Source organism: Pseudomonas sp. UW4, from assembly GCF_000316175.1.
Classification (GTDB): domain Bacteria; phylum Pseudomonadota; class Gammaproteobacteria; order Pseudomonadales; family Pseudomonadaceae; genus Aquipseudomonas; species Aquipseudomonas laurylsulfatiphila.
In genome coordinates this window covers 2141448-2161977 of sequence record NC_019670.1, presented here as the reverse complement: position 1 = coordinate 2161977, position 20530 = coordinate 2141448, and the positions used below count along the sequence as shown (strand labels likewise).

Sequence of the window (20530 nt, the reverse complement as noted above, 5' to 3'; positions counted from 1 at the left end):
TGGCAAAATACTGTGGCGAGGGGGCTTGCCCCCGTTCGGCTGCGAAGCAGTCGTAAAAACTCTGCATGCGGTGTGCCTGATACAACGCAATTGCAGGTTATGGGGCCGCTTCGCGGCCCAACGGGGGCAAGCCCCCTCACCACAGAAGCCCGTTCCCACAGGCTCCGTGGTTATTCCTGGATCACGTCCGCACCCTTGGGGATGTCGAACTTGAATTTGGATGCCGGGATCGGCTCGTTGGCCTTCACCCCGGTGAACAGGATATTGGTGCGTTGGCCGACACTGTCGATCAGTTGCATGTCGTTGACCAGACCATTGCGGAACGACAGGCGCAGGCTGTCGAACAGGGTGTCCTTGGTCTTCGGCTTCAGGGTGAAGTCGATCACGCCGCCGGCTTCCTTGGCGCTGATGTCGAAGCTCTGGCTGATCTTGGACACGTCACCGGACAGCAGCAAGGCCGGAGTCTGGGTCAGGCGCTGGTCGAGGTTCTTGATGGTGGCCTGTTCCAGGTCCGGATCCCACAGGGTGACCTTCTTGCCATCGGACACCATGGTCTGTTCGGCCGGTGCATCGGTGTGCCAGTAGAACAGGCCCGGGCGCTGCAGGGACATGTCGCCGGAGGTTTCCTGCAACTGGGTGCCGGTGCCATCAAGGGTCAGTTGCGAAAAACGCGCAGTCAGGGTCTGGGATTTTTCCAGCAGTTGGGTCAGGCGTGCCACATCCTTGTCATCGGCGTTAGCCTGGAGCGTGGTCAAAGCCAGTACCGGCAGCAACAGCATGCGGATCAGACGCATGGGAGTCCTCATAACATTCGTGGGAGTGCGAGCGGCGCCAAAGGGCGCCACCCTTTCTATTCGTGTCAGTCGCGCACCGGGCCAGGGGCCAGGACTTCACGCGAACCGTTGGTGTTCATGGACGTCACGACCCCGGCCATTTCCATGGCTTCGATCATGCGCGCGGCGCGGTTGTAGCCGATCTTGAGCTTGCGCTGAACCGCGGAAATGGAGGCGCGACGGCTTTCCAGCACGAACTGGACCGCTTCGTCGTACAGCGCGTCGGCCTCGGGATCGTCACCGTCGCCGCCCCCGCTGCTGCCTTCGAAGCCACTGCCCGCCTCTTCGACGCCATTGAGGATATCGTCGTTGTATTCCGGCGCGCCCCGCAGCTTCCAGGCCTCCACCACGCGGTGAACCTCATCGTCGGACACGAAGGCACCGTGAACACGAATCGGCAGACTGGTGCCCGGCGGCATATACAGCATGTCACCGTGGCCCAGCAGTTGTTCGGCGCCGCCCTGGTCGATGATGGTCCGCGAGTCGATCTTGCTCGACACCTGGAAAGCCATGCGGGTCGGGATGTTGGCCTTGATCAGACCGGTGATCACATCCACCGACGGACGCTGGGTCGCGAGGATCAAGTGAATGCCGGCCGCACGCGCCTTCTGGGCGATACGCGCGATCAGTTCTTCAACCTTCTTGCCGACGATCATCATCATGTCGGCGAATTCGTCGACCACCACCACAATGGTCGGCAGCTTTTGCAGGAGCGGCGCTTCGTCGTGGATGCTTTCGCGCTTGTACAGCGGATCGCTCAACGGCTCGCCGGCGTCCTGGGCTTCCTTGACCTTGGCGTTGAAACCCGACAGGTTGCGCACGCCCATCTTGGCCATCAGCTTGTAGCGTCGCTCCATCTCGGCAACGCTCCAGCGCAGGGCATTGGCGGCGTCCTTCATGTCGGTGACCACCGGGCACAGCAGGTGCGGAATGCCTTCGTAGATCGACAGTTCCAACATTTTCGGGTCGATCATGATCAGCTTGGCGTCTTCCGGGCCGGACTTGAACAGAATCGACAGGATCATCGCGTTCACGCCCACCGACTTACCGGAACCGGTGGTACCGGCCACCAGCAGGTGCGGCATTTTCGCCAGGTCGGTGATGACCGGTTTGCCGCCGATGTCGTGGCCCAGGGCCAGGGTGACCGGGGATTTGAAGTTGTCGTACTCGGGGGTCGACAATACCTCGGAGAAACGCACGATCTGCCGGTCTTCGTTGGGAATCTCGATACCGACCGTGGTCTTGCCCGGAATCACTTCCACCACGCGCACGCTGGTCACGGCCAGGGAACGGGCCAGGTCTTTGGCCAGGTTGGCGATGCGGCTGACCTTGACGCCGGCGGCCGGCTGGATTTCGTAACGGGTAATCACCGGACCCGGGTGGATCGAGTCCACGGTCACTTCGACGCCGAACTCCTTGAGCTTGATTTCCAGCAGGTGACCGACCGCCGCCAGGGATTCGGGCGAGTAATTGAGCTGTTTCTTTTCCGCGGGATCGAGAATCGAGATCGGCGGCAAGGTGCCTTCAACGGCGCTGTCGACGAACAGTGGCGCCTGCTTCTCTTTTTCCACGCGTTTGCTCGGCGCGGCAGGTTTTGGCGGCGCGGGTGCAATCACCGGCGGCACCTGCTTCTCGCGCTCGGACATGTGCTTGCTCAGGGCCTGCTCACGCTCGATCAACCGCTCCTTGACCTTGGCCTGCTCGCGCTTGTCGGTGACGGTCGGCGCAACCACTTCATCCATACGGTCATCGACTTCACGCAGCTGGGCGACCAGCTGTTTGCGTTCGGTACGGGCCGCCCACCAGCGATTGGCCGCCCCCTGGAACAGTTCGAACAGGTCGAGGGTGATCTTGCCGGTGATGTCCATCACCTTGAACCACGACAGGTCGGTAAACACCGTCAGGCCGAACAGGAACAATGCGATGAACAGCAGCGTACTGCCCTGGATATTCAGCGCGTTCCTCGCCAGTTCGCCGAGGCTTTCGCCCAGCGCACCGCCTGCACCGGCCGGTAGACCGGTCGCGGCATGGAAATGGATATGGGCCAGCGCGGCCCCCGACAGCACCAGGAACACCAGGCCGATCAGGCGCCAGGAGAATAGCCAGCCGCTCCACTGCCAAGGCTCGTGACGCTGACGGAAGATCTGGTACGCCTTGACCGCCAGCAGCAACGGGAAAATGTAGGCGAAGTAACCCAGCACCATGAACAGGATATCGGCGCTGTAGGAGCCCGCGGGCCCGCCGAAATTCTGCACGTCGTCGATCTTGCTGTTATGGCTCCAGCCCGGATCATCCTTGCCATAGGTCAGCAAGGCCATCATCAGGAACAGGCACAGGGCACCGATGGCGATCAGCGCACCTTCCTTGAGTCGGTAGTGCAAGTGCTGGCGCCAGAGCGGAACGACGGCTGGTTTAGGTGCTGCGGTGGATTTCTTCAAAACGCTTCTTTTCCTGCGCCAATGGCGCGTCCATCTGTTGAATGTCTAAAAAACTGCCCAATCCAGGCAGGTAAAAAAGTTAACACACGTAACCGGGACTACTTTTAACACTGCGTCCCGGCTTTTATAAACACGGTGCGCACTGAATATATGTAACACGCAGGGCATTGTACGGGTTTGTACGCACGACGCCATGCTTGAGACCCTTGGGTGTAGCATAGTCAACAGCACATGACATGCTATTCAATTTGAGCATGCATTGTCTTTTGTGACAAAGGCTTATGAGGTGTTTTTATGAGCGAAGCGAAGCATTCCCGCTTGATCATCCTGGGCTCCGGCCCTGCCGGTTACAGCGCAGCCGTTTATGCCGCCCGCGCCAACCTCAAGCCCGTTGTCATTACCGGCATACAGGCAGGTGGCCAGCTCACCACCACCGTCGAAGTCGATAATTGGCCAGGCGACGTCGAAGGCCTGACCGGCCCCGTGCTGATGGAGCGCATGCAAAAACACGCCGAGCGCTTTGCCACCGAGATCGTTTACGACCACATCCATACCGCCAAGTTGCAACAACGGCCATTCGAGCTGATTGGCGATGGCGGCACCTACACCTGCGACGCCCTGATCATTGCCACCGGCGCCTCCGCACAATACCTGGGCCTGCCCTCGGAGGAAGCATTTGCCGGCAAAGGGGTGTCGGCGTGCGCGACCTGTGACGGGTTCTTCTATCGCAACCAGGTGGTCGCGGTGGTCGGCGGCGGCAACACGGCGGTCGAGGAAGCGTTATACCTGTCGAACATCGCCAAGGAAGTGCACCTGATCCATCGACGCGACAAACTGCGCTCGGAGAAAATCCTCCAGGACAAACTCTTCGAAAAAGCCGCCAACGGCAATATCCGCCTGCATTGGAACCAGAATCTGGACGAAGTGCTCGGCGATGCCAGTGGCGTGACCGGTGCCCGCCTGCGGGACAGCCAAACAGGTGAAACCAAAGAGCTGCCGCTGGCCGGGGTGTTTATCGCCATCGGCCACAAACCCAACACCGACCTGTTCACCGGGCAACTGGAAATGCGCGACGGGTATCTGCTGGTCAAGGGCGGCAGCGAAGGCGATGCTACCGCCACGGCGATTGCAGGTGTGTTTGCCGCCGGCGACGTGGCCGATCATGTTTATCGCCAGGCCGTTACGTCTGCCGGGGCCGGTTGCATGGCGGCGCTGGACGCCGAAAAATACCTCGACGACATTCCTGCCGTTTGAAGGCAAACTTTACGGCGGGCCAATGCCCGCCACTGCCCTCCCCTTCTGCAAGCCCGGATGCCATGCTGACTTGGTTACAACGCAATACCTTGCATTTCCCACCGCTGGAAAAGGCCATGCGCGACCCCAACGGGCTGCTGGCTGCCGGTGGCGACCTGTCCGCCGATCGGTTGATCTCGGCTTATCGCCACGGCTGCTTCCCATGGTTTTCCGAAGGCCAGCCGATTCTCTGGTGGTCGCCGGATCCGCGCACGGTTCTGTTTCCCGACGAATTGCACGTCTCGCGCAGCCTGAACAAACTGCTGCGCCAGCAACGCTATCAGGTGACCTTCGACCAGGACTTCGCCGCCGTCATTCGCGCCTGTGCGGCGCCCCGGGATTACGCCGACGGCACCTGGATCACCGAAGCGATGCAAGAGGCCTACATCGAACTGCACAGGCGTGGTCACGCGCACTCGGTGGAAGTGTGGGACGGGGAGGAACTGGTCGGCGGCCTGTATGGCCTGGCCATGGGCCGGTTGTTTTTTGGCGAGTCCATGTTCAGCCGCACTGACAACGCCTCGAAATTCGGCTTTGCCACCCTGGTCCGACATCTGAAAGACTCGGGGTTTGTACTGATCGACTGCCAGATGCCGACCGATCACCTGCACAGTCTGGGCGCTCGAGCGATACCCCGCCGCGAATTTGCGAGCTATCTGGTCAAGCACCTGGACCAACCCAACACCGCCACCTGGGTTTGCTGAGCGACTTTCTCCCGTGTGGCTTACACTTATTCAAAAGCATTATCCCGAGGGTTGATCATGACCGAGTTGGCGCGTTTGAAGTTCTATGCCACTCAGCCGCACTCTTGCAGTTATCTGCCCGATGAGCAGGCCACAACCCTGTTCCTCGACCCTAGCCAGCCCATGGATGTGCATGTCTATGCAGACCTGTCGGAGATGGGGTTTCGTCGCAGTGGCGATCATCTCTACCGGCCGCATTGCCAGAATTGCAATGCCTGCGTTCCGGCGCGCATCCCCGTGGGGCAGTTCACGCCCAACCGGCAACAGAAACGCATTTTCAAGCGCAACGCGGACTTGCAGGTGCGCCCGGCCAAGCCCCGCTTCAACGAAGAGTACTTCGAGCTTTACCAGCGCTACATCGAACAGCGTCACGCCGATGGCGACATGTACCCGCCCAGTCGCGACCAGTTTTCGACCTTCCTGGTGCGGGACCTGCCGTTTTCACGGTTTTATGAGTTCCGCCTGAATGGCCAGCTACTGGCCGTCGCCGTCACCGATTTACTGCCGAACGGTCTTTCGGCGGTCTACACCTTCTACGAGCCAGCCGAAGAGCGTCGCAGCCTTGGACGCTATGCAATCCTGTGGCAAATCGCCGAGGCCAGGCGACTGGGGCTGGAGGCGGTCTACCTCGGCTACTGGATCAAAAACTGCAAAAAAATGAATTACAAGACTCAATATCGCCCTATTGAGTTGCTGATTAACCAGCGCTGGGTGGTTCTAAACTAGAGCCGGCCCTAAACCCCTTGGCTTAAACCCCTCTTTTCGGGCACAATGCACGCCGCTTTTGCCTGGCGCAGTTGCACCGGGCCATTCATTGGACACCGAGGGCTTTACTGCATGTCGAAAGAAGACAGCTTCGAAATGGAAGGCACTGTCGTCGACACCCTGCCCAACACCATGTTTCGTGTGGAGTTGGAAAATGGGCACGTCGTAACCGCGCACATCTCCGGCAAGATGCGCAAGAACTACATCCGTATTCTTACCGGCGACAAAGTGCGCGTAGAGCTGACTCCCTATGACTTGAGCAAAGGGCGCATCACTTACCGCGCCCGCTAATCTGGTCAATACAAGACGCCCGGCTTATGCCGGGCGTTTTTGTTTGTGCGGGATTTAGCTGCCAAACCACTGTAGGAGCGAGCTTGCTCGCGAAAAACCTGAGAACGCCGCGTCAATCCAGGTTTCCCGCTTCATCGTTAACAACCATCGCGAGCAAGCTCGCTCCTACAGACAACAAAAAGGCGCCTTTCGACGCCTTTTTGCTTTGTTGCGATTTAACGTCAGGCCATCTCGGCCGTGGTCTCGAACTCGAAGGTCAGCTCGCCATCCTTGATGTCGATGTGCACCACACCGCCATGTTCGGCCAGTTCGCCAAAGAGAATCTCCTCCGCCAGTGGACGCTTGATCTTGTCCTGGATCAGGCGAGCCATTGGGCGAGCACCCATCGCCGCGTCGTAGCCACCTTCGGCCAGCCAGCTGCGGGCCGCATCGGTGACTTCCAGCAACACTCGCTTGTCTTCCAGCTGCGCCTGAAGTTCGGTAAGGAACTTGTCCACCACGCTCTTGATGACCTCATGACTGAGGCGACCAAACTGGATAATGGTGTCCAGACGGTTGCGGAATTCCGGCGTGAAGCTCTTCTTGATCACTTCCATCGCATCGGACGAGTGGTCCTGGAAGGTGAAACCGATCGAAGCACGAGCAGCTGTCTCGGCACCGGCGTTGGTCGTCATGATGACGATCACGTTACGGAAATCCGCCTTGCGCCCGTTGTTATCGGTCAAGGTACCGTGGTCCATGACCTGCAGCAGCAGGTTGAAGACTTCCGGATGCGCTTTCTCGATTTCATCGAGCAACAGCACGCAGTGTGGCTGTTTGGTGATGGCTTCGGTCAGCAGACCGCCCTGGTCGAACCCGACATAACCCGGAGGCGCACCGATCAGACGCGATACGGTATGGCGCTCCATGTACTCGGACATGTCGAAGCGAATCAGCTCGACCCCCAGCGCCTTGGCCAACTGACGCGCCGCTTCGGTTTTACCGACACCGGTAGGCCCTGCGAACAGGAACGAACCGACAGGCTTGTCAGGGGACTTGAGGCCCGCACGGGACAACTTGATCGCGGTTGCCAGCGAGTCGATCGCGGCATCCTGACCAAATACGGTCAACTTCAGGTCACGCTCGAGGTTACGCAGCAGTTCCTTGTCGGAGCTGGTGACGTGTTTTGGCGGAATCCGCGCGATTTTCGCGACGATGTCCTCGACCTGAGGCACTTCGATGCGCTTGACACGCATCTCGACCGGCTGCAGGCGCTGGTAGGCACCCGCCTCGTCGATCACATCGATCGCCTTGTCCGGCATGTGACGATCGTTGATGTAACGCGAAGCCAGTTCGGCAGCCGCGCGCAGGGCTTCATCGCTGTATTCGATATTGTGATGGCTTTCGAAACGCCCCTTCAGGCCGCGCAGAATGCCAATGGTGTCTTCCACCGAAGGCTCCGACACATCGACCTTCTGGAAACGCCGGGCCAAGGCACGGTCCTTCTCGAAGATGCCGCGGAACTCCTGGAAGGTGGTCGATCCGATGCAACGGATATCACCCGAGGACAGCAGCGGCTTGAGCAGGTTCGAGGCATCCATGACACCACCGGACGCGGCACCCGCACCAATGATGGTGTGGATCTCGTCGATGAACAGGATCGCCTGCGGCCGTTTCTTCAGCTCATTGAGCAACGCCTTGAAGCGCTTCTCGAAATCGCCACGGTATTTGGTACCGGCCAGCAAGGCACCCAGGTCGAGGGAGTAAACCACGCTGTTGGCCAGCAGGTCCGGCACCTGGTTGTCGACAATGCGCTTGGCCAGGCCTTCGGCGATCGCGGTTTTACCCACCCCCGCCTCGCCCACCAGCAGCGGGTTGTTCTTGCGTCGACGCGCCAGGATCTGTGCGACACGCTCGACTTCCAGCTCACGCCCCACCAAGGGATCGATACGACCCTGGCGCGCGAGTTCGTTGAGGTTGCTGGCATAAGCATCCAGGGGATTGCCCGAGGAAGAAGACTCACCGCCCTCGTCGTCCTGCATATCCTGCTCACCTTCAGAGTGATCGCCATGCCCCGGCACCTTGGAAATGCCATGGGCGATGTAGTTGACGACATCTATGCGGGCAACGCTCTGCTGTTTCAGCAGGAACACCGCCTGACTCTCTTGCTCACTGAAGATCGCGACCAGCACGTTGGCACCAGTCACTTCGCGTTTGCCCGAGCTCTGTACGTGAAACACAGCACGTTGCAGTACACGCTGGAAGCCCAGGGTTGGCTGGGTTTCGCGATCCTCGTCATGCACGGGGATCAATGGCGTGGTGGAGTCGATGAACTCCTGCAGGTCATGCTTGAGTTTGTCGAGGTTTGCGCCGCACGCGCGCAGAACGGTGGCGGCAGCCTCATTGTCCAATAGGGCCAGCAGGAGGTGTTCGACGGTCATGAACTCATGACGCTTCGAACGGGCTTCCTTGAAGGCAAGATTGAGGGTGACTTCGAGCTCGCGGTTTAACATAGCTTCACCTCATACCCAAGTGGTCGGCGATTAACCGTCCTTCTCGATTTCACAGAGTAGCGGATGCTGGCTTTCCCTGGCGTACTGGTTGACCTGCATGGCCTTGGTCTCCGCGATGTCGCGGGTAAACACTCCACATACTGCCCGTCCTTCTGTATGGACGGCCAGCATGACCTTGGTCGCCAGCTCGCGATTCAGGTTAAAAAACACCTCGAGCACTTCGACGACGAAATCCATCGGTGTGTAGTCATCATTGAACAAAACCACCTTGTACATCGGCGGCGCCTGTAGAGCAGGCTTTGCCTCCTGAACAGCAATGCCTGCGGAATCGTCGTCGTGTAAATCAGGGCGATCCTGATTGAATGTTAGTCGAATCTGGCTGATTGCATGCATGGAAAGAAAGGTTCGTCAGTTGTTCAAATACAGTGGTGGGGGCGGCTATCAGCGATTTCAACTCCGACTGCCGGTCAGCTTGACTATCGGCAAAAGGGTGTTACAACCAATAGAGCCCACAGTGGGTAAAAAAGGTCCGCGGAGTCAAACTTATTTACAGGTTCGGCTGCGGATGTAGTGGATGATACTCCAGTGATGGAGTCTGTTGCAGAGGGAGTTGGGTATGGCAGTCGGCAAGGTGAAGTGGTTCAACAACGCCAAGGGTTACGGATTCATCAACGAGGAAGGCAAGACAGAGGATCTGTTTGCCCACTACTCGGCCATAAAAATGGAAGGTTATAAAACCCTGAAAGCCGGGCAAGCTGTCGTATTCGAGATCATCCAGGGCCCCAAAGGCCTTCACGCGGTCAACATCGGCAACCCGGTGGACGCCTCGAAAACCGCGACACCGTCACCTGAGCAGACCGTTTCGGTTTAATACCGCCGCGTCATCCAGTCATAAAAAAACCGCCTGACTCAACTTCTTGAATCAGGCGGTTTTTGTGTACCTGCGTGTTCTTACATGTGCGAGATCAGCGCATCACCGAAACCGGAAGACGACACCAGTTTCGCCCCTTCCATCAGACGCTCGAAATCATAGGTCACGGTCTTGGCGGAAATCGCGCCATTGGTGCCCTTGATGATCAGGTCGGCCGCTTCGGTCCAGCCCATGTGGCGCAGCATCATTTCAGCGGAGAGGATCAGCGAACCCGGGTTGACCTGGTCCTTGCCGGCGTACTTCGGCGCCGTACCGTGGGTGGCTTCGAACATGGCCACGGTGTCGGACAGGTTGGCCCCTGGCGCGATACCGATACCGCCCACTTCCGCCGCCAGGGCGTCGGAGAGGTAGTCACCGTTCAGGTTCAGGGTCGCGATCACATCGTATTCGGCCGGGCGCAGCAGGATCTGCTGGAGCATGGCGTCGGCGATGGCATCCTTGACGATGACGTTCTTGCCGGTTTTCGGGTTCTTGAACTGCATCCACGGACCGCCGTCGAGCAGGGTCGCACCGAACTCCTCAGCCGCCACTTCGTAGGCCCATTCCTTGAAGGCACCTTCGGTGAACTTCATGATGTTGCCTTTGTGCACGATGGTCAGCGAATCGCGATCGTTGTCGACCACATATTGCAGGGCCTTGCGCGCCAGACGCTTGGTGCCTTGCAGCGAAACCGGCTTGACACCGATACCGCAGTTCTCGTCGAAACGGATCTTGGTGACGCCCATTTCTTCTTTAAGAAACTTGATGACCTTGGTGGCTTCCGGCGTACCGGCCTTCCACTCGATGCCGGCGTAGATGTCTTCGGAGTTCTCGCGGAAGATGGTCATGTCGACATCACCCGGCTTCTTGACCGGGCTGGGCACGCCTTCGAACCAGCGCACCGGGCGCAGGCAGACGTACAGATCGAGTTGCTGACGCAGGGCCACGTTCAGCGAACGGATGCCGCCACCGACCGGGGTGGTCAGCGGGCCCTTGATGGAAACCACGTAATCCTTGACCGCGTCCAGGGTCTCCTGAGGCAGCCAGGTATCCTGATCGTAGACCTGAGTCGCTTTTTCCCCGGCGTACACCTCCATCCAGGAAATCTTGCGCTCGCCACCATAAGCCTTCTTAACTGCAGCATCGACAACCTTGATCATGACCGGGCTGATGTCGACGCCAATGCCGTCGCCTTCGATGAAGGGGATGATCGGGTTATTAGGAACATTGAGAGAATGGTCTGCATTGACGGTGATTTTGTCGCCGACGGCTGGAACCTGAATCTTCTTGTAACCCATGCTGAACTCCATTGATTGGATTGAACATCTGGCTTGGTTCGAGCGTAACCCAGTTGAATCGGCGCGCAAACCCTATGTTCTATCCATATGCCGCAAAGCCGCACAACCAGCGGCCTACAAGCCTGAAAGCAAAGGGAAAAACGCCAAACTCAAGCACGACGAATGACCTTACGCCCTCCTCGCCCCTGCGACCTTTAGACCAATGGACGACATTGGTTGCGTATGAACCATCGGCAGATTGCCAGCTACCTATGTATAATGCCGCCGCTGACTAAAGGGTCACGACGGCCTGAACAGCTCTACGATGAGTGTTTACGCCCGATTAGCCGGTCTGTTACCGCAGCCCGACTGCATGACGCCCTACTGATGCACCCAACATCACAGCAACGAAACCTCGATATTCGGCTCATGGATGACTTTGAACGAACGCGCTTACCCGGCGCCCTCGAGTTTCTGCGCACGCTTTAGCAAAGAAGAGAGAGTTAATCCGAATATGCCCACCCGCTCGAAGATCATCTATACCTTCACCGACGAAGCTCCTGCCCTCGCCACCTATTCACTGTTGCCTATCGTAGAGGCGTTCACCGCCTCGGCTGATATCGCCGTTGAAACCCGCGATATCTCTCTTGCAGGGCGCATCCTGGCCAGCTTCCCCGAGCAACTGGGTGACAAAGCCGTAGCCGACCACCTCGCCGAACTGGGCGCCCTGGCCGTTACGCCTGAAGCCAACATCATCAAGCTGCCGAACATCAGTGCTTCGGTTCCACAACTGCAAGCCGCGATCAAAGAGCTGCAAGCCCAGGGCTACAACCTGCCGGACTACCCGGAAACCGTGACCTGCGACGCCGACAAAGAAGCCAAGGCGCGCTACGACAAGGTCAAGGGCAGCGCCGTGAACCCGGTTCTGCGTGAAGGCAACTCCGACCGCCGCGCTCCGCTGTCGGTCAAGAACTACGCGCGCAAGCACCCGCACAAAATGGGCGCCTGGGCCAAGGACTCCAAGTCCCACGTCGCGCACATGAGCACCGGCGATTTCTACGGCAGCGAAAAAGCCGCCCTGATCGACGCCGCTGACGCCGTGAAAATCGAACTGATCGCGCAAGACGGCACCGCCACCGTCCTGAAAGAAAAGACCAGCGTACAAGCCGGTGAGATCCTCGATTGCGCGGTCATGAGCAAAAACGCCCTGCGCAGCTTCATCGCCGCCGAAATCGAAGATGCCAAGGCACAAGGCGTGCTGCTGTCGGTCCACCTGAAAGCCACCATGATGAAGGTTTCCGACCCGATCATGTTCGGCCAGATCGTTGCCGAGTTCTATAAAGATGCACTGGCCAAGCACGCTGACGTGCTGGCACAGATCGGCTTCAACCTGAACAACGGCATCGGCGACCTGTACGCTCGCATCAAGGCCCTGCCTGCCGAACAGCAAGCGGCCATCGAAGCTGACATCCAGGCGGTCTACGCCGCTCGCCCTTCCCTGGCGATGGTCAACTCCGACAAAGGCATCACCAACCTGCACGTGCCGAGCGACGTCATCGTCGACGCCTCGATGCCGGCGATGATCCGTGACTCCGGCAAGATGTGGGGCACCGACGGCCAGCTGCACGACACCAAGGCCGTGATCCCGGATCGTTGCTACGCAACCATCTACCAGGCCGTGATCGAAGATTGCAAAGCCAACGGCGCATTCGATCCGACCACCATGGGCAGCGTACCGAACGTTGGCCTGATGGCGAAGAAAGCCGAAGAATACGGCTCCCATGACAAGACCTTCCAGATCAAGGCTGACGGCGTTGTTCGCGTCACCGACAGCAAGGGCAACCTGCTGCTGGAGCAGTCGGTCGAAGCCGGCGACATCTTCCGCATGTGCCAGACCAAAGATGCACCGATCCAGGACTGGGTCAAACTGGCAGTCAACCGTGCTCGCGCCAGCAGTACTCCGGCGATTTTCTGGCTGGACCCAATGCGCGCCCACGACGGCGTGGTGATCGAGAAAGTTCAGGCTTACCTGAAGGATCACGACACCACCGGCCTGGACATCCAGATCATGTCGCCTGTCGACGCCATGAAGTTCACCCTGCAGCGCACCCGCGAAGGTAAAGACACCATCTCGGTGACCGGCAACGTACTGCGCGACTACCTGACCGACCTGTTCCCGATCATGGAACTGGGCACCAGCGCCAAGATGCTGTCGATCGTGCCGCTGATGAACGGCGGTGGCCTGTTCGAAACCGGCGCCGGCGGTTCGGCTCCGAAGCACGTTCAGCAATTGCTGGAAGAGAACTTCCTGCGCTGGGATTCGCTGGGTGAGTTCCTGGCCCTGGCCGCGTCCCTGGAACACCTGGGCGTGACCTACAACAATCCAAAGGCGCTGGTACTGGCCAAGACCCTGGACCAGGCCACCGGCCAGTTCCTGGACAACAACAAGTCGCCATCGCGCAAAGTCGGCAACATCGACAACCGCGGCAGCCACTTCTACCTGGCGTTGTACTGGGCTCAAGCCCTGGCCGCCCAGACCGAAGACGCTGCACTGCAAGCGCAGTTCGCGACCCTGGCCAAAACCCTGACCGAGAACGAAGCGACCATCGTTGCCGAACTCAACGCCGTTCAGGGCAAGCCAGTGGACATCGGCGGTTACTACCACGCCGACGCCGAGCTGATCAGCAAGGCCATGCGCCCAAGCGCAACCTTCAACGCGGCGGTTGCTGCGCTGGTTTAAGGTTGTAAGGGAACATCACAAACCCCGGCCATGTGCCGGGGTTTGTGTTTGTGGCCCATACATATTTTTATCGGTGAAATCCGATCCAATGTGGGAGCGGGCTTGCTCGCGAAAGCGGTTTATCATTCAACATCTTTATTGACTGACCCACCGCTTTCGCGAGCAAGCCCGCTCCCACAGGGACAGCATTTCAACTTCGAGGAGATCTCATGGACTGGAAACCCCACATCACCGTCGCCACCATCGTCGAAGACAATGGCCGCTTCCTGATGGTCGAAGAACTCAAGCACGGTCGCGTGGTGCTCAACCAGCCCGCCGGGCATCTCGATCCGGACGAAACCCTGACCGAAGCCGCCGTGCGCGAAACCCTCGAGGAAACCGGCTGGGACGTCGAACCGACCGGCGTACTGGGCATTTACCTCTACACCGCCCCGAGCAACGGCGTGACTTACCAGCGGGTCTGCTTCATCGCAAAACCACTGAAACACCACCCTGATTATCAACTGGACGACGGCATCGTCGGCGCCAAGTGGTTGACCCGCGAGGAATTAATCGAGCAGCGCGGCAACTGGCGCAGCGAGCTGATCATGCGCTGCATCGATGACTATCTGGCAGGCATTCACTTCGGCCTTGCATTGATCCGTCCTTCTCTTTAGCCATGCGGGCTCCGGCCTGTTAGAATCGCGTCCTTTTTCAAGACACTCATTGAATCCCTATGCGTGATCCAGCCCCTTCTGACACACAAAAGAAGCGCGTCATTGTCGGCATGTCCGGCGGCGTGGACTCTTCCGTTTCCGCCCTCCTGCTGATCGAGCAGGGCTATGAGGTGGAAGGCCTGTTCATGAAGAACTGGGAAGAAGACGATGGAACGGAATACTGCACCGCCATGGATGACCTGGCGGACGCCCAGGCCGTGTGCGACAAGATCGGCATCAAGCTGCACACCGCCAACTTCGCCGCTGAGTACTGGGACAATGTGTTCGAGCACTTCCTGGCGGAATACAAAGCCGGACGCACGCCGAACCCGGACATCCTGTGCAACCGCGAAATCAAGTTCAAGGCGTTCCTCGACTACGCCATGATGCTTGGCGCCGACCTGATCGCCACCGGCCACTACGTGCGTCGCCGCGACATCGATGGCCGCACCGAACTGCTCAAGGGCCTGGATCCGAACAAGGACCAGAGCTACTTCCTGCACGCCGTCGGCGGCGAACAGATCGCCAAGACCCTGTTCCCGGTCGGCGAGCTGGAAAAACCGCAAGTGCGCGCGATTGCCGAAAAGTACGAGCTGGCAACCGCGAAGAAGAAGGACTCCACCGGGATCTGCTTTATCGGCGAGCGCCGTTTCAGCGACTTCCTCAAACAGTACCTGCCGGCACAACCGGGCGAGATCAAGACCACCGAAGGTGAAATCATCGGCCGTCATCACGGCCTGATGTATCACACCATCGGCCAGCGTCAGGGCCTGGGCATCGGCGGCCTGAAAGACGCCAGCGACGAGCCGTGGTACGTGCTGATCAAGGACCTGGAGCACAACGAGCTGATCGTTGGCCAGGGCAATGACCATCCATGGCTGTTCTCCCGCGCCCTGCTCGCTTCCGATATCTACTGGGTCAACCCGATCGACCTGAGCCAGCCACGCAAGCTGACCGCCAAGGTTCGTTATCGTCAGAGCGACCAGCCCTGCACCCTGGAAAAAACCGCCACCGGTTATCGCGCGACCTTCGATGACCCGCAACGCGCGGTCACTCCAGGCCAGTCCGTGGTGTTCTACGACGGTGAGATCTGCCTCGGCGGCGGCGTGATTGAAGTAGCCGAGCCGTGGACGAGCAAGGGCCAGGCCCTATGAACCCGATTCAGGAGCAACTGACAGCACTGGGCGGCGTGTTTCTCGCCGCCGTGCTGGTGGACAGGATTGCCAAGAGCGGCCAGACCAACGAGGCCGGCCTGAGTTGCATGCTCGGCAGCCTGCTGATCCGCGACCCCAAGGACACCCTGGAAGTCTATGGCGGCGATGACATCAACCTACGTGAAGGTTATCGCGCCCTGATCGGCGCCCTCGAGCGCGACCCAAGCACCCTGCAGCGCGAACCGCTGCGCTATGCCCTGGCAATGCTCGGTCTTGAGCGCCAACTGGCCAAGCGCGAGGACATGCTCGAGGTGATCGGCAAGCGTTTGCCGCAGATCCAGTCCCAGGTCGAACACTTCGGCCCGGCACACGAAAACGTGATCGCCGCGTGCGGCGCGCTGTACCAGGATACTTTGAGCACCCTGCGCCAACGTATCCAGGTGCACGGCGACATGCGCAACCTGCAACAACCGAGCAACGCCTCGAAAATTCGTGCCCTGCTGCTGGCCGGCATCCGTTCTGCACGCCTGTGGCGGCAATTGGGCGGTCATCGCTGGCAGCTGGTGATCAGCCGTCGCAAATTGCTCAAAGAGCTTTACCCCTTGATGCGTAACGAATAACCCGCATCGACAGAACAGAACTTAGCAATACGCGTAATACGCCGGTCAGTTGGCGACGGACCGGCGGATTTTTTCATGTATGATACGCGCCCCATTTCGTTGCCCGACTGTCCGAGAACACCCCATGCAGCTCTCTTCGCTCACTGCGGTTTCCCCTGTTGACGGCCGCTACGCCGGCAAAACCCAGGCCCTGCGCCCAATTTTCAGCGAGTACGGCCTGATCCGTGCCCGCGTTCTGGTTGAAGTGCGCTGGCTCCAGCGCCTGGCCGCTCATCCTGCCATCAGCGAAGTGCCGGCGTTCTCCGCCGAAGCCAACGCTGTGCTCAACGCCCTGGCGGAAAACTTCTCTCTGGAGCACGCCGAGCGCGTCAAAGAGATCGAGCGCACCACCAACCACGACGTCAAGGCCATCGAATACCTGCTCAAAGAGCAAGCGGCCAAGCTGCCGGAGCTGGCCAAGGTCAGCGAGTTCATCCACTTTGCCTGCACCAGCGAGGACATCAACAACCTGTCCCACGCCCTGATGCTGCGCGAAGGCCGTGATGACGTGATGCTGCCGCTGATGCGCCAGACCGCCAACGCCATCCGCGAACTGGCCATCCGCTTCGCCGACGTGCCAATGCTGTCGCGCACCCACGGTCAACCGGCCTCGCCGACCACCCTGGGCAAAGAACTGGCGAACGTGGTTTACCGTCTGGAGCGCCAGATCGCTCAAGTCGCTGCCGTTCCGCTGCTGGGCAAGATCAACGGCGCTGTCGGCAACTACAACGCCCACCTGTCGGCCTACCCTGAGATCGACTGGGAAGCCAATGCCCGCGCCTTCATCGAAGACGAACTGGGCCTGGGTTTCAACCCGTACACCACGCAGATCGAACCCCACGACTACATTGCCGAGCTGTTCGACGCGATCGCCCGCTTCAACACCATCCTGATCGACTTCGACCGCGACATCTGGGGCTACATCTCCCTGGGTTACTTCAAACAGCGCACCATCGCTGGCGAAATCGGTTCGTCGACCATGCCGCACAAGGTCAACCCGATCGACTTCGAAAACTCCGAAGGCAACCTGGGCATCGCCAACGCACTGTTCCAGCACCTGGCGAGCAAGCTGCCGATCTCCCGCTGGCAGCGCGACCTGACCGACTCCACCGTACTGCGCAACCTCGGCGTCGGCTTCGCCCACAGCGTGATCGCGTACGAAGCCAGCCTCAAGGGCATCAGCAAGCTTGAGCTCAACGAGCAGAAGATTGCCGCTGACCTGGACGCTTGCTGGGAAGTATTGGCCGAGCCGATCCAGACCGTGATGCGTCGCTACAACATCGAAAACCCGTACGAAAAACTGAAAGAATTGACGCGCGGCAAGGGCATCAGCCCTGAAGCGCTGCAGACTTTCATCGACGGCCTGGACATGCCAGCCGCCGCCAAGGCAGAGCTGAAACTGCTCACCCCGGCGAACTACATCGGCAATGCTGTGGAACAAGCCAGACGCATCTGATCGATCGCTAGACCCTTTGAAGACGCCCGGCCGCGCCGGGCGTTTTTATTCCCGTCTGAAAAGTGCATTTTTTCAATAGGTTACACATGAATCCTGATATTCCTCTTCAACTTCTGGGCGGCATCACGGCACGGGAATTCCTGCGCGATTACTGGCAGAAAAAGCCGCTGTTGATCCGCCAGGCGATTCCTGATTTCGAAAGCCCGATCGACGCCGACGAACTGGCCGGCCTGGCGCTGGAAGAAGAAGTCGAATCGCGCCTGATCATCGAGAATGGCGAGCGTCCATGGGAGTTGCGTCGCGGCCCGTTCGCCGAAGATGAATTCAGCAAGCTGCCTGAACGTGACTGGACCCTGCTGGTTCAGGCCGTGGATCAATTCGTCCCGGAAGTCAGCGAACTGCTGGAAAATTTCCGCTTCCTGCCGAGCTGGCGCATCGACGACGTGATGATCAGCTACGCCGCACCAGGCGGCAGCGTGGGTCCGCACTTCGACAACTACGACGTGTTCCTGCTGCAAGGCCACGGCAAGCGCAACTGGAAGATCGGCCAGATGTGCAACACCGAGAGCCCGATGCTGGCCCACGCCGATCTGCGCATCCTCTCTGAATTCGAAGCCACCGATGAATGGGTGCTGGAACCGGGCGACATGCTCTACCTGCCGCCGCGCCTGGCCCACTGCGGCGTCGCCGTGGATGACTGCATGACCTACTCGGTCGGTTTTCGCGCGCCGAGCGCCGCTGAAGTGCTGACCCACTTCACTGACTTCCTCAGCCAGTTCCTGTCGGACGAAGAACGCTACACCGACGCCGACGCCTTGCCGACCGCCGATCCTCACCAGATCCAGCGCGATGCACTCGATCGCCTCAAAGGCCTGCTGGCCGAGCACATGAGCGACGAGCGCCTGCTGCTGACCTGGTTCGGCCAGTTCATGACCGAGCCACGCTACCCGGAACTGGTAGTGGGCCCGGAAGACGTCGAAGAAGAGGACTTCATGTCCGCCCTCGAGCAAGGCGCGATCCTGATCCGCAACCCGAGCGCGCGCCTGGCGTGGTCCGAAGTCGATGACGACCTGCTGCTGTTCGCCAGCGGCCAGAGCCGTTACCTGCCGGGCAAACTGCGCGAACTGCTGAAAATGATCTGCGCCGCCGACGCGCTGCACGCCGACAACCTCGGCGAATGGTTGAGTGATGAAGACGGCCGCGGCCTGTTGTGCGAACTGGTCAAGCAAGGAAGCCTGGGGTTTGCCGATGAATAAGATTCACGTACGTGTCGCAGACTGGCAAAAGGACAACGCCGAGATCCGGCGCATTCGTGAAGCGGTGTTCGTCGCCGAGCAATCCGTTCCGCCGGAACTGGAATGGGACGCCGATGACATTGATGCAGTGCATTTCCTCGCTTACGAAGGCGACTTTCCGATTGGCACCGCGCGCCTGTTGCCTGACGGTCACGTTGGCCGGGTCTCGGTACTCAAGGACTGGCGCGGCCTGAAAGTCGGCGATGCGCTGATGCAAGCGGTCATCGGCGAAGCCGAAGAGCGCGGACTCAAGCAGCAGATGCTCAGCGCCCAGGTACAAGCCACGGCGTTCTATGAGCGCCTGGGCTTTCACCTGGTCAGTGAGGAGTTCCTGGAAGCCGGGATTCCGCATGTGGACATGGTTCGGCATTCGGCCTGAGACCGAGTCGCCTACATCGCGAGCAAGCTCGCTCCCACAATAGATTTGTGAGTTGTTGAAGATTCTGGCAACACCATCGATCCCAGTGGGAGCGAGCTTGCTCGCGATAGCAGCCTCAAGAACACCACAAAACGCCCCGACATCAAGCGATGCCGGGGCGTTTTGCTGTCTACGATTCAACTAGCGCCACTACCGGCCGACAAACTGGCAATATCAACACATGCACCTGTAGGAGCGAGCTTGCTCGCGATGCACCTGAGAGCGCCGCGGGGTGTCAGGCTTCACGCATTATCGTTGACGACCATCGCGAGCAAGCTCGCTCCTACACAAATCACGAAGCCGGAGATAACGGATATGTCCCTACGCCCCCTGCTCAGCACCCTGCTGGTAGCCTGCAGTTTTTCGGTCATGGCAGCCACCGAAATCGTGCCCCTGAACTACCGCACCAGCGCCGATCTTCTGCCAGTGGCGCAGGATTTCGTCGGCAAGGACGGACAGGTCAGCGCCTACGGCAATCAACTCATCGTCAACGCCGATCAGCGCAAGATCGACGAACTTAAAGCCCTTATTTCCCAACTCGATACGGCACCCAAGCGCCTGCTGATCACTGTCGACACCAGCGACAACAACTTCCAGGGTGACCAGGGTTCTTCAGCCAATGGCGCCAAGACTCGCATCATCAACTACAGCACCGACAGCCGTGACGGCGGTATCCAGCAAGTGCAGGCCAGCGAAGGCGCACCGGCGCTGATCCAGGTCGGCCAGAGCGTGCCGCTGACCAGTTCGCAGACCGATGGCTATGGTGACCTGCGCAGCCAGACCGAATACCGCAACGTCACCCAGGGCTTTTACGTCACCGCAAACGTCACCGGCGACATCGTTCACCTCTCGATCAGTACCAACCGTGACCGCCTGAGCCAGGAACGTCAGGATGTAGTGAACGTGCAAAGTACCGACACAACCGTCACCGGCCACCTCGGTGAGTGGATCCTGCTGGCCGGGGTCAACGGCCAGACCCAGGCCGACAAACAGGGCCAGACCCGCAGCTACTCAACCCAGAGCCGCAACGACATGACTTTGCGGGTGAAAGTCGACACCTTGGACTAAATC

Annotated in this window: 19 protein-coding genes; 14 read left to right on the top strand and 5 right to left on the bottom strand. The window is 59.4% G+C overall.

What is annotated here, in order from left to right; all coding sequences use genetic code 11:
• Positions 1–170: 170 nt before the first annotated feature.
• Both lolA and PPUTUW4_RS09350 read right to left on the bottom strand, forming a co-directional pair.
• A complete protein-coding gene (gene lolA / locus PPUTUW4_RS09355) occupies positions 171–794 on the bottom strand; it encodes an outer membrane lipoprotein chaperone LolA (RefSeq protein WP_015094399.1) in 624 nt (207 codons plus the stop codon).
• Positions 795–859: 65 nt separating this feature from the next.
• Positions 860–3271, bottom strand: a complete 2412-nt coding sequence (locus PPUTUW4_RS09350) for a DNA translocase FtsK (RefSeq protein ID WP_015094398.1) — start codon at positions 3269–3271, stop codon at positions 860–862.
• Positions 3272–3565: 294 nt separating this feature from the next.
• Between PPUTUW4_RS09350 and trxB the strand changes: the two genes are divergently transcribed.
• The 4 genes from trxB to infA all read left to right on the top strand — a co-directional run bounded on the left by trxB (position 3566) and on the right by infA (position 6363).
• Positions 3566–4525, top strand: a complete 960-nt coding sequence (trxB, locus tag PPUTUW4_RS09345) for a thioredoxin-disulfide reductase (RefSeq protein ID WP_015094397.1) — start codon at positions 3566–3568, stop codon at positions 4523–4525.
• Positions 4526–4587: 62 nt separating this feature from the next.
• Positions 4588–5268 carry a leucyl/phenylalanyl-tRNA--protein transferase gene (gene aat / locus PPUTUW4_RS09340; protein ID WP_015094396.1) on the top strand — a complete coding sequence of 227 codons (681 nt, stop codon included), beginning with the start codon at positions 4588–4590 and terminating at the stop codon, positions 5266–5268.
• Positions 5269–5325: 57 nt separating this feature from the next.
• Positions 5326–6033, top strand: a complete 708-nt coding sequence (locus PPUTUW4_RS09335) for an arginyltransferase (protein ID WP_015094395.1) — start codon at positions 5326–5328, stop codon at positions 6031–6033.
• 111 nt (positions 6034–6144) lie between these two features.
• Complete coding sequence (infA, locus tag PPUTUW4_RS09330; RefSeq protein WP_002553999.1) at positions 6145–6363, top strand: translation initiation factor IF-1; 219 nt, start codon at positions 6145–6147, stop codon at positions 6361–6363.
• Positions 6364–6584: 221 nt separating this feature from the next.
• Here the strand turns inward: infA and clpA are convergent, their stop codons facing one another.
• Positions 6585–8855, bottom strand: a complete 2271-nt coding sequence (gene clpA / locus PPUTUW4_RS09325; RefSeq protein ID WP_007972069.1) for an ATP-dependent Clp protease ATP-binding subunit ClpA — start codon at positions 8853–8855, stop codon at positions 6585–6587.
• Between the two features lie 30 nt (positions 8856–8885).
• Positions 8886–9248 (bottom strand): ATP-dependent Clp protease adapter ClpS, encoded by a 363-nt coding sequence (gene clpS / locus PPUTUW4_RS09320; RefSeq protein WP_015094394.1) that lies wholly within the window; start codon positions 9246–9248, stop codon positions 8886–8888.
• Positions 9249–9471: 223 nt separating this feature from the next.
• Here clpS and cspD point away from each other — a divergent pair, with 223 nt between their 5' ends.
• Entirely contained in the window at positions 9472–9726 is a 255-nt protein-coding gene (cspD, locus tag PPUTUW4_RS09315; protein ID WP_015094393.1) for a cold shock domain-containing protein CspD, read from the top strand.
• A gap of 80 nt (positions 9727–9806) precedes the next feature.
• Here the strand turns inward: cspD and icd are convergent, their stop codons facing one another.
• The gene (icd, locus tag PPUTUW4_RS09310) at positions 9807–11063 is read right to left on the bottom strand and encodes an NADP-dependent isocitrate dehydrogenase (RefSeq protein WP_007972065.1); all 1257 of its coding nucleotides are present in this window, start codon (positions 11061–11063) and stop codon (positions 9807–9809) included.
• Between icd and PPUTUW4_RS30025 the strand changes: the two genes are divergently transcribed.
• The 9 genes from PPUTUW4_RS30025 to PPUTUW4_RS09270 all read left to right on the top strand — a co-directional run bounded on the left by PPUTUW4_RS30025 (position 11062) and on the right by PPUTUW4_RS09270 (position 20527).
• Entirely contained in the window at positions 11062–11229 is a 168-nt protein-coding gene (locus tag PPUTUW4_RS30025; RefSeq protein WP_162831814.1) for a hypothetical protein, read from the top strand. The genes icd and PPUTUW4_RS30025 overlap by 2 nt on opposite strands.
• Before the next feature lie 327 nt (positions 11230–11556).
• On the top strand, positions 11557–13782 hold the full coding sequence (locus tag PPUTUW4_RS09305) for an NADP-dependent isocitrate dehydrogenase (protein ID WP_015094392.1): 2226 nt from the start codon (positions 11557–11559) through the stop codon (positions 13780–13782).
• 209 nt (positions 13783–13991) lie between these two features.
• Positions 13992–14438 (top strand): NUDIX hydrolase, encoded by a 447-nt coding sequence (locus PPUTUW4_RS09300; protein ID WP_015094391.1) that lies wholly within the window; start codon positions 13992–13994, stop codon positions 14436–14438.
• Between the two features lie 59 nt (positions 14439–14497).
• Positions 14498–15631 carry a tRNA 2-thiouridine(34) synthase MnmA gene (mnmA, locus tag PPUTUW4_RS09295; RefSeq protein ID WP_007972086.1) on the top strand — a complete coding sequence of 378 codons (1134 nt, stop codon included), beginning with the start codon at positions 14498–14500 and terminating at the stop codon, positions 15629–15631.
• The gene (hflD, locus tag PPUTUW4_RS09290) at positions 15628–16251 is read left to right on the top strand and encodes a high frequency lysogenization protein HflD (RefSeq protein WP_015094390.1); all 624 of its coding nucleotides are present in this window, start codon (positions 15628–15630) and stop codon (positions 16249–16251) included. The genes mnmA and hflD overlap by 4 nt, the downstream gene beginning before the upstream one ends.
• A gap of 124 nt (positions 16252–16375) precedes the next feature.
• On the top strand, positions 16376–17746 hold the full coding sequence (gene purB / locus PPUTUW4_RS09285; RefSeq protein WP_015094389.1) for an adenylosuccinate lyase: 1371 nt from the start codon (positions 16376–16378) through the stop codon (positions 17744–17746).
• An 86-nt stretch (positions 17747–17832) separates the two neighbouring features.
• Positions 17833–19002: a cupin domain-containing protein gene (locus tag PPUTUW4_RS09280; RefSeq protein ID WP_007972092.1), complete on the top strand. Its 1170-nt coding sequence runs from the start codon at positions 17833–17835 to the stop codon at positions 19000–19002.
• Positions 18995–19420 carry a GNAT family N-acetyltransferase gene (locus PPUTUW4_RS09275; protein WP_015094388.1) on the top strand — a complete coding sequence of 142 codons (426 nt, stop codon included), beginning with the start codon at positions 18995–18997 and terminating at the stop codon, positions 19418–19420. The genes PPUTUW4_RS09280 and PPUTUW4_RS09275 overlap by 8 nt, the downstream gene beginning before the upstream one ends.
• 354 nt (positions 19421–19774) lie before the next feature.
• The gene (locus tag PPUTUW4_RS09270) at positions 19775–20527 is read left to right on the top strand and encodes a secretin N-terminal domain-containing protein (RefSeq protein WP_015094387.1); all 753 of its coding nucleotides are present in this window, start codon (positions 19775–19777) and stop codon (positions 20525–20527) included.
• Positions 20528–20530: the final 3 nt, after the last annotated feature.

What these genes read in the sequence shown, in the direction of transcription:
- mnmA (WP_007972086.1), top strand. Translation starts at nt 14,498, where the DNA reads ATGCGTGATCCAGCCCCTTCTGACACACAAAAGAAGCGCGTCATTGTC.
- purB (WP_015094389.1), top strand. Translation starts at nt 16,376, where the DNA reads ATGCAGCTCTCTTCGCTCACTGCGGTTTCCCCTGTTGACGGCCGCTAC.
- PPUTUW4_RS09280 (WP_007972092.1), top strand. Translation starts at nt 17,833, where the DNA reads ATGAATCCTGATATTCCTCTTCAACTTCTGGGCGGCATCACGGCACGG.
- PPUTUW4_RS09270 (WP_015094387.1), top strand. Translation starts at nt 19,775, where the DNA reads ATGTCCCTACGCCCCCTGCTCAGCACCCTGCTGGTAGCCTGCAGTTTT.
- clpS (WP_015094394.1), bottom strand. Translation starts at nt 9,248, where the DNA reads ATGCATGCAATCAGCCAGATTCGACTAACATTCAATCAGGATCGCCCT.
- PPUTUW4_RS30025 (WP_162831814.1), top strand. Translation starts at nt 11,062, where the DNA reads ATGCTGAACTCCATTGATTGGATTGAACATCTGGCTTGGTTCGAGCGT.
- PPUTUW4_RS09305 (WP_015094392.1), top strand. Translation starts at nt 11,557, where the DNA reads ATGCCCACCCGCTCGAAGATCATCTATACCTTCACCGACGAAGCTCCT.
- aat (WP_015094396.1), top strand. Translation starts at nt 4,588, where the DNA reads ATGCTGACTTGGTTACAACGCAATACCTTGCATTTCCCACCGCTGGAA.
- cspD (WP_015094393.1), top strand. Translation starts at nt 9,472, where the DNA reads ATGGCAGTCGGCAAGGTGAAGTGGTTCAACAACGCCAAGGGTTACGGA.
- clpA (WP_007972069.1), bottom strand. Translation starts at nt 8,855, where the DNA reads ATGTTAAACCGCGAGCTCGAAGTCACCCTCAATCTTGCCTTCAAGGAA.
- lolA (WP_015094399.1), bottom strand. Translation starts at nt 794, where the DNA reads ATGCGTCTGATCCGCATGCTGTTGCTGCCGGTACTGGCTTTGACCACG.
- trxB (WP_015094397.1), top strand. Translation starts at nt 3,566, where the DNA reads ATGAGCGAAGCGAAGCATTCCCGCTTGATCATCCTGGGCTCCGGCCCT.
- PPUTUW4_RS09300 (WP_015094391.1), top strand. Translation starts at nt 13,992, where the DNA reads ATGGACTGGAAACCCCACATCACCGTCGCCACCATCGTCGAAGACAAT.
- infA (WP_002553999.1), top strand. Translation starts at nt 6,145, where the DNA reads ATGTCGAAAGAAGACAGCTTCGAAATGGAAGGCACTGTCGTCGACACC.
- PPUTUW4_RS09275 (WP_015094388.1), top strand. Translation starts at nt 18,995, where the DNA reads ATGAATAAGATTCACGTACGTGTCGCAGACTGGCAAAAGGACAACGCC.
- icd (WP_007972065.1), bottom strand. Translation starts at nt 11,063, where the DNA reads ATGGGTTACAAGAAGATTCAGGTTCCAGCCGTCGGCGACAAAATCACC.
- PPUTUW4_RS09335 (WP_015094395.1), top strand. Translation starts at nt 5,326, where the DNA reads ATGACCGAGTTGGCGCGTTTGAAGTTCTATGCCACTCAGCCGCACTCT.
- hflD (WP_015094390.1), top strand. Translation starts at nt 15,628, where the DNA reads ATGAACCCGATTCAGGAGCAACTGACAGCACTGGGCGGCGTGTTTCTC.